The sequence below is a fragment of the Brevundimonas sp. genome (assembly GCF_018608325.1).
In the GTDB taxonomy this organism is placed as follows: domain Bacteria; phylum Pseudomonadota; class Alphaproteobacteria; order Caulobacterales; family Caulobacteraceae; genus Brevundimonas.
This window is the reverse complement of record NZ_JABAZW010000124.1, coordinates 5,362-6,067: the sequence shown is the minus strand read 5'-3', so window position 1 is coordinate 6,067 and position 706 is coordinate 5,362. Positions and strand designations below refer to the sequence as shown.

Genomic DNA, 706 nt, shown 5'->3' with positions numbered 1-706 from the left:
TTGCTGGCCTATGTCTTCAGCCAGAACGCCCCCGCCGCCGACCAGTTGACGGCGCGGCTGGTGCAGGCACGCCTGTTTGAGCTGAGCGGCGACAAGGACCGGGCGCTGGCCATCTACAAGGCGGTGGCGCGGGCGCCGCTGGACGGCATCGCCACACCCGCCAAACTGGGCGCCATCTCGCTGGAGCTGGATCGCGGAACCCTGACGCCGGACAAGGCGGCGCAGCGTCTGGAGCAGTTGAAGTGGCGCTGGCGCGGCGATGCGACCGAACTGGCGGTGATCCGCAAACTGTCGGACATCTATCTGCAGCAGGGCCGTTATCGCGAGGCGCTGGACGCCCTGCGCGGCGCGGGCAAGCGGATGGCGGGCGTGCCGGGCGCCGCAGAGGTTCAAGCAGATCAGTCCAACGCCTTCCGCGCCCTGTTCCTGGAGGGGGCGGCGGATGGGCTGCAGCCGGTTCAGGCCCTGGCCCTGTTCTATGATTTCCGCGAACTGACCCCCATCGGCGCTGACGGTGACGAGATGGTGCGGCGTCTGTCGCGCCGCCTGATCGACGTGGACCTGCTGGATCAGGCCGCCGAACTGCTGAAACACCAGGTGGACGAACGGCTGGACGGCGTGGCCAAGGCCCAGGTCGCCACCAATCTGGCCACCGTCTATCTGATGAACCGTCAGCCGGAGAAGGCGCTGCAGGCCATCTGGGGCT

The 706-nt window shown here is 68.1% G+C and carries 1 pseudogene; it reads left to right on the top strand.

The window, feature by feature from the left end:
• Nucleotides 1-706, top strand: a pseudogene (locus tag QZ281_RS12175) (hypothetical protein); the annotation flags it as partial.